Below are 7,147 nucleotides of genomic sequence, written 5' to 3'. Positions count from 1 at the left end.
ACCTAAGATGTACGGAAGACGGTCTTCTTCAAAGCCATCAACCAAGAAGATACCTGATTGAGTTACATCAACGATGAACGCAGTTTCATTTTCGTTATTTGCTTGAACCACAACTTTTAAAGACACTTCATAGTGTGTTGGATCAATTTTTTCCGCCGCAGAAGATAAATTGATATTGAGTTCTGGTTGCCATTGCTTAGTAAATACTTGTGCACCCGGAACTTCAAAAGAAATGTCTTTAGTATAAATACGTTCTAACGCGAGTTGTGGTTGAACTTGTTCTTCGCTCATTGTTTTTCCTTAAATCTTGGAGTGTTGTTAAGCTAATAATTGGTCGAGTTTACCTTCACGCTCTAAAGCATAAAGTTGATCGAAACCACCGATAAATTGATCTTTAATAAAAATTTGAGGCACTGTACGGTGATTGGTACGTTGCATTAACTCAATACGAACTTCTGGCGCTTCATTTGAAAGATTGATTTCTTTAAAAGCAACGCCTTTACGCTCAAGTAATTGTTTTGCACGTACACAGTATGGGCAAGACAGTGTTGAATAAATTGTGACGTTTGGAGTTGTCATCTTATTGCTCCTTAAGCTTTTGCTTTGCTTTTAACGAGGGGTAAGCCTTGTGCTTTCCAGTTGCTGATGCCGCCGTCTAAACGATAACTATCGCTATGACCGACTTTCTGCAATGCTGAACCAGCAACTTGCCCTAAGTTACAAATAAAGACCAATGGACGATCACTTGCTTTTAATTCATCAATATGACTTGTGATTTGGCTGTATGGAATGTTGCGGCTGCCACTGATGTGACCATCACGGAAATCTTTTCCATCACGTAGATCGATCAACATTGCATTTTTTGCTTTGACCAAAATACCTAGAGATTGCGGCGAGATTTTACGACCATTGCGTTGCCCTTCTAAAATAAAGAACAACACGATTAATACGGCAAGCGTACCAAATAAGAAGGGGTGATTCCCCATAAACTCTAACCAGCGTTCCACAAGTCACCTAAAGTTAAAATCAAAATTGATCCTGAGTATAACTTATCTCAATGGTGATCAAAAATGTTAGTTCAAGGGTGAAGCATCAAGAAAGTTAACTTTTTTGTTGAGCTTCTTGAATTTCATCAATAAGACGTAAATAACTGTCTAAACGACGCGGTAAAATTTCACCAGCATCAACCGCTTGTTTCAACGCACAATTTTTTTCATGCGTATGGGTGCAGTTACGGTACTGACATAGTCCAAGATGTGCTTCAATCTCAGGAAAGCCTGTACGGACTTTCTCTAAACTGAGATGCCAGAGCCCAAACTCACGGATTCCGGGTGAATCGATCAATGCACCGTTTGTTCCAAATTTAATCAAACGTGTTGAAGTCGTAGTATGTTGCCCAAGTGCAGAGTTCTCTGAAATGACATTGGTTTTCTGCGCTGCATCAGGAACGATGGTATTGATCAGCGAGCTTTTGCCTACACCTGACTGCCCAACGAACGCAACGGTTTCATTATCCAAGCGTGCTGCAAGCGCAGACAAATCACCGCGTGAATGACAAACCAAAGTTTCATAACCCAATGCTTCATATTCACTGAGTAAGGTTAGAATCGCGTCATTTTCAGTGAGCAAGTCTGATTTATTCAACACCAGTAGGGCTGGAATATTTGCGTCAGCACATGCAACGAGATAGCGATCAATCAATGTCGGTGCAGGTTCTGGTAAAGGCGCGAATACAATCACGATCAGACTGATGTTTGCGGCAACTGGTTTAACTTTATGATAACGGTCTGGACGAGTCAGCAATGACTTTCGTGGATAGATCGCGGTAATGATACCCAGACCTGTATTCGGATCAGCTTGCCATTTTACTCGATCGCCAGTCACCAATAATTCTAAGTTAGTACGGGTGTGACAGCGCCAAACACTATCTAATTCAATCGGTTTCCAGAACGGTTCTGGTTCACCATCAGCAACTTGTGGTTTTTCGGGGTGCTGTTCAGGCACAGATAAAGCTTGTACTTCGAGTTGACGACCATAATGTTGAACAACCAGTCCATCCAAATCCTGCGATGTATCAATGTCGTCTTGACGCGATTTATGCTGTTTTTCAATACGACGTTGCTGCTGTTCGGTTAAACGACGCTTACGAATTAAAGCCATTCATATCCCAAAAAATCCACACTTTGAAGACCGCAAAAATAGCACGAAGCCGCTATAGAATTACAGCCAAGATGTAATTAATTTGCTACTATTGATGTTTTTAAGCACTTTAGAATCGCCATTTATGAGCAGCACCCCAGATACACGATTAATTTGGATCGACCTAGAAATGACAGGTCTTGATACCGATAATGACAAGATTATTGAAATTGCAACAATTATTACAGATGACAATCTTAATATTTTAGCTGAAGGTCCTGTTCTTGCTGTTCATCAATCGGATTTGATTCTAAATGCAATGGATGAGTGGAATACCAAGCAACATGGTCAATCTGGTCTGATTGAGCGTGTACGCCGTAGTAAGTTATCTGCACAAGATGCAGAGCAGCAAACGCTTGAGTTCTTAAAAAAATGGGTCAATCCAAAATCATCACCAATGTGTGGTAACTCGATTTGCCAAGATCGCCGTTTCTTGCATCGTTTAATGCCTGAGTTGGAACAATTTTTCCATTACCGTAATTTAGATGTGTCTTCTGTAAAAGAGTTAGCAAAACGCTGGAGACCAGAAATTATGAGTGGTCTGAAGAAAAATGCCTCGCATTTGGCGATGGATGATATTCGTGATTCGATTGCAGAGTTAAAATATTATCGTGAATATTTCTTTATTATGAATCACGACAAAAACTAATCGAGCAAGTTAATTGTTTGATAATTAAAGGAGCGGATGCTCCTTTTTTATTGAATGTAAAAAAATATTGGGCTTGATTAAAAAATCGCTTAAACTCAGCGTTTTATTGCGAAATATAAAAAGAGAGCATACATGCAAAGTAATAATCCAATTTTAACTCGGGTAGAAACCTATAGTGATTTAGCTGAACCAATGACGATCCAAGGGGCGATTCAAAAATCCGTCCTTTTAACCGTGATTGCTGCAGGTCTAGGCATCGCATTATTTTTCTATTGTGCGATGACTGCAAATCTTTCTATTGCATATGCCGCTGCAATCGTTGGCGCAATCGGTGGTTTTGTTCTGGCTTTAATTACCACTTTTAAATCAAATACTGCACCTGCTTTAGCGATTCCTTATGCTTTATTTGAAGGTGCATTTTTAGGTGGCATTTCCTTTATTTTCCAATTGAAGTTTCCTGGTGTGCCATTACAAGCATTACTGGCAACTTTTATTACGACATTGGTGTTATTTGGTTTATATAAATTCCAAGTGATTCGTGCGACAGAGAAATTTAAATCGATTGTGATCTCTGCGACATTGGCGATTGCTTTGGTGTTTGTGGTGCAAATTATTTTACGTTTAGCTTTTGGCTCAACTATTCCTTACATTTTTGAAAGTAACTGGTTGGGTATCGGCTTTGCTGCTTTTGTTGCGGTAATCGCTTCATTAAATCTGATCTTAGACTTTGATTTGATTGAAAGTGCTGCTGCACAACGTGCACCAAAATCATTTGAATGGTTATGTGGTATCGCATTACTCGCAACTTTAGTTTGGATGTATTACTCATTCATGCGCTTGTTGAGTCTGATCCAAGGTGATGACTAAGCTTTTGCTTAAAAATAAAATCGTCTTCATCTGAAGGCGATTTTTTTATGCAAGATTGTAAAAAAGATGGATTATGCAATTCCGAAATTGCTGGAATATTGGCATGATGTGGTGAAAATTTTTCGAGTGAGAATAAGATGTCACAAGGACTTTTAGCTGGTAAACGTTTTTTAATTGCTGGCATTGCAAGTAAATTATCAATTGCTTACGGTATTGCTGCTGCATTACACCGCGAAGGTGCGGAGCTTGCGTTTACTTATCCAAATGAAAAGTTGAAAAAACGTGTTGATGATTTTGCAGCACAGTTTGGTTCAACTTTAGTTTTCCCTTGTGATGTTGCTGTTGATGCAGAAATTGATGGTGCATTTGCTGAATTGTCGAAACATTGGGATGGTTTAGATGGTGTTGTGCATTCAATTGGTTTCGCACCAGCACATACATTAGATGGTGACTTCACAGACGTGACAGATCGTGACGGTTTTAAAATCGCGCATGACATTAGCGCATATAGCTTTGTTGCAATGGCGCGTGCTGCAAAACCTTTATTACAAGCACGTCAGGGTTGTTTATTGACGTTGACGTATCAAGGTTCTGAGCGTGTGATGCCAAACTACAACGTGATGGGCATGGCAAAAGCATCTTTAGAAGCGGGCGTGCGTTATTTAGCTTCTAGCTTGGGTGTAGACGGTATTCGCGTAAATGCAATTTCTGCTGGCCCAATCCGTACTTTGGCAGCATCTGGGATTAAATCTTTCCGTAAAATGTTAGATGCCAATGAAAAAATTGCGCCACTAAAACGTAATGTGACGATTGAAGAAGTGGGCAATGCTGCATTGTTCCTTTGCTCGCCGTGGGCTTCAGGTATTACAGGTGAAATTATGTATGTTGATGGTGGTTTCAATACTGTCGGTATGAGCCAGTCAATGATGGATGATGAATAATTCGTTTATTCAAAAGCATATAATAAAGCCGCTTTTATAGCGGCTTTGTTTTGGGATGATGGAGGTGAAATAACATCTCTATTACGTTTTAAAAGCGACTTTAGGAAAATTTCACCGTAAAATCTTGTCAAATGCTTTGCATCAATAAGGGTGAGTTTGGACTAAGAAGTTTATCTATTTCTTGGGAAATACTTTCACATCGTTGTAATTTTTTATCGATATCTTTATTAAAATTATCCAATATGAATCTTGTTTCCTGAGCTTTTATAACTCCAAGAATATCCATTTTATCTATTAAATAAGCGATCAAAGATATTGTAATAGCGGTTAGCGATCCAACAATTACCGCTGTTACAACAGGAGCAAGTGGCACTAGGAATGGCACGCCTAGAATAAGTTTTTCAATGATTTCTTCAAGTGCTACACCAGCAACAACAATTCCTCCAGCTGCAATTAGCTTCATAGCCTCATGCATTGTCTCGGAAAAACTCATATCAGGTGAAGGGAAAAGAATGAGCTTCAACGCTTTTAAAAGGGAAAATACCCCTTCTCTGATCATCCTAACAAAGCGCTTAGCTGTAGTTACAAACATATTTAAGAGCGTTGTAATCAGGTTTGATATAAAGCCTGATATAAAGCCAGCTGAGAAACTTTTTATCACTCCTTTCCATTTATCTGTAATGTTTCGGCCAATGCGAATCAAACGAATCTTGATGTCCTTATATAAACTATCGCCTTCAAGCCCGTTATTGTATGCATCTTTTATTTCAACAATTGCACCTGAAAAAAACTCTATCAAAAGATAACCAAAAGCTTGTTGTGCACCCATTTTTGCGCCTTCGTTTACGCCTGTGGTTGCTGAGTTTTTAAGATAATATTTTGCTTTATCTATATTATTTGGCAAATGTTTCGCCGAAGTTTCTTTGCCTTGCTGGATCTTCTCCTTTAGTTTCTGCTCATCTATATTAAATCGCTCTTTATTTTCAATTCTAGATTCACTCTTCTTTGACATCCACTCTTCTTTATCAAAATCCCTCATTGATTGATTTATTGAACGATCTGTTAGTGCAAGGTTATCTTCATCCGTCGCAAAGTCAGCTTTTTGTGCTGACGTTTGCATAAAGCCGCCATTTTTATGGTGTTGAGATAACGATTCTATATGATCTGGACTGGTAGTATCTGCTTTTGCCATTTTCCCAGTATAAGCATCTTCCACCATATTATTCTCATCCATTTGAGAACGAGTATAGATAGCGCCTGAGCTGTTTTTTCTGGCATTAGCAAACTGCTTTCCTTCACTATTTTTGCTATGCGTATAGTCTTCTCTTCTATAACAGTCCTCGTCTTTAGCATAAACACCATTATTTGCGTTGTTTATTGTTGTTACATTTCCGCCCGCTTTGTCATAAGCACTTATTATTTTTCCAAGTCCAAATGGGCCTGCAATTGATGATATGACGCCGCGCTTTGTTTCATCTACGAGCTGTTCCAATCTGTCCTTGTGGAATGAGGCTCTAAGTTCAGAAAGCAAAGTCTCGACCTCCGCGGCATTTACCTCTACGGAAACGTTAAGATTAGTTGAATAATCAAGGCTTGTCACACGATCACTATCTATGCCTTGGCGAAGAAGATTGTCGACAAGTTCTTGATCAGTAACGCCACGAACGAACGGCAGAGACTGATTTTTCTTTATTATTTCTTTCCTTTTTTTGAAACGATCAATTCTGCTACTCATTATTTATTACCCCATGGCTTATGCCGCTTTAAGCTGATTCCAGACCTTAACAAACGCCTCTTCTTCTGGCTTTATGCCATCTATTTCCATGACAAACCTAATTAAATCTTCATAGACATCTAAAGACATACCAGAGTCTTTTGCCAGCAAGAATGCTTCTTTAACAGTAGGTGGATTGTCATAAATATCTTGGATTTTTTCTTTTACATCTTTTGGAATGCTCTGAGCAATCATTCCTTTGACAAACTCACCAATTTCTTCTCGCTCTTTATCAGAGAAGTCACCATCGCACGCCGCGCAAGAGACCCCAACAGCTTCCATGGCAATAATAGCCTTGAAATGCTCATCATGAGACTTGAGTTTCTCAAGTGCTTGAGAAAGCTTGTTAGAAAGCTTTTCTATCTGCACATTATTTTCAGCCAGCCCCTCAGCTCTTCCTTCATCTTTTGCCAGCTTCATTTTCTTTTCATCACTGTCAGCTACAGCTGCACCAACAACTCCCCCTACAGTACCGGCCCCTACTGCGGCTGCGATAGTTCCTGCACCTGAGAGTGAGGCGATCAAGGATGCTCCTCCTAATAACGACCCACCACCAGTAAATGGTGCAGCAGCAACAGCACCAACACCAACAGCTACACCAGCTAATACTTTGCCCCACATATTTATCCCCCTTATTTTAATCAGTAATTTTAAATTTGAATGGCCAATGAGAGTTGTGGATTGCATCCATCATATAACTAAAAAATATTATAACTT

The 7,147-nt window shown here is 39.4% G+C and carries 9 protein-coding genes; 3 read left to right on the top strand and 6 right to left on the bottom strand.

Going from position 1 to position 7,147, the window contains the following annotated elements:
* The 4 genes from B4237_RS01925 to rsgA all read right to left on the bottom strand — a co-directional run.
* The coding region (locus B4237_RS01925) for a protein-export chaperone SecB (protein ID WP_286941057.1) at positions 1–291 on the bottom strand (291 nt) is incomplete at its 3' end.
* Between the two features lie 27 nt (positions 292–318).
* Entirely contained in the window at positions 319–579 is a 261-nt protein-coding gene (gene grxC / locus B4237_RS01920; RefSeq protein ID WP_004774456.1) for a glutaredoxin 3, read from the bottom strand.
* Between the two features lie 11 nt (positions 580–590).
* Positions 591–1,007: a rhodanese-like domain-containing protein gene (locus B4237_RS01915; RefSeq protein ID WP_004881636.1), complete on the bottom strand. Its 417-nt coding sequence runs from the start codon at positions 1,005–1,007 to the stop codon at positions 591–593.
* 94 nt (positions 1,008–1,101) lie between these two features.
* On the bottom strand, positions 1,102–2,160 hold the full coding sequence (gene rsgA / locus B4237_RS01910) for a ribosome small subunit-dependent GTPase A (protein WP_278596317.1): 1,059 nt from the start codon (positions 2,158–2,160) through the stop codon (positions 1,102–1,104).
* 124 nt (positions 2,161–2,284) lie between these two features.
* On the opposite strand from rsgA, the gene orn reads away from it, so the two are divergent.
* From orn to B4237_RS01895, 3 genes are all read left to right on the top strand, one after another.
* On the top strand, positions 2,285–2,848 hold the full coding sequence (gene orn / locus B4237_RS01905) for an oligoribonuclease (RefSeq protein ID WP_026094170.1): 564 nt from the start codon (positions 2,285–2,287) through the stop codon (positions 2,846–2,848).
* 132 nt (positions 2,849–2,980) lie between these two features.
* The gene (locus B4237_RS01900; RefSeq protein WP_278596316.1) at positions 2,981–3,715 is read left to right on the top strand and encodes a Bax inhibitor-1/YccA family protein; all 735 of its coding nucleotides are present in this window, start codon (positions 2,981–2,983) and stop codon (positions 3,713–3,715) included.
* A 137-nt stretch (positions 3,716–3,852) separates the two neighbouring features.
* Positions 3,853–4,656 carry an enoyl-ACP reductase FabI gene (locus B4237_RS01895; protein WP_004881643.1) on the top strand — a complete coding sequence of 268 codons (804 nt, stop codon included), beginning with the start codon at positions 3,853–3,855 and terminating at the stop codon, positions 4,654–4,656.
* 127 nt (positions 4,657–4,783) lie between these two features.
* Here the strand turns inward: B4237_RS01895 and B4237_RS01890 are convergent, their stop codons facing one another.
* Both B4237_RS01890 and B4237_RS01885 read right to left on the bottom strand, forming a co-directional pair.
* Positions 4,784–6,391 carry a hypothetical protein gene (locus B4237_RS01890; protein WP_278596315.1) on the bottom strand — a complete coding sequence of 536 codons (1,608 nt, stop codon included), beginning with the start codon at positions 6,389–6,391 and terminating at the stop codon, positions 4,784–4,786.
* An 18-nt stretch (positions 6,392–6,409) separates the two neighbouring features.
* Positions 6,410–7,051 (bottom strand): hypothetical protein, encoded by a 642-nt coding sequence (locus B4237_RS01885; protein ID WP_278596314.1) that lies wholly within the window; start codon positions 7,049–7,051, stop codon positions 6,410–6,412.
* Positions 7,052–7,147: the final 96 nt, after the last annotated feature.

Origin of the sequence: Acinetobacter sp. UBA6526, from assembly GCF_002434875.1 — a bacterium.
GTDB lineage: Bacteria > Pseudomonadota > Gammaproteobacteria > Pseudomonadales > Moraxellaceae > Acinetobacter > Acinetobacter venetianus.
This window is presented reverse-complemented; position numbering and strand designations above follow the sequence as displayed.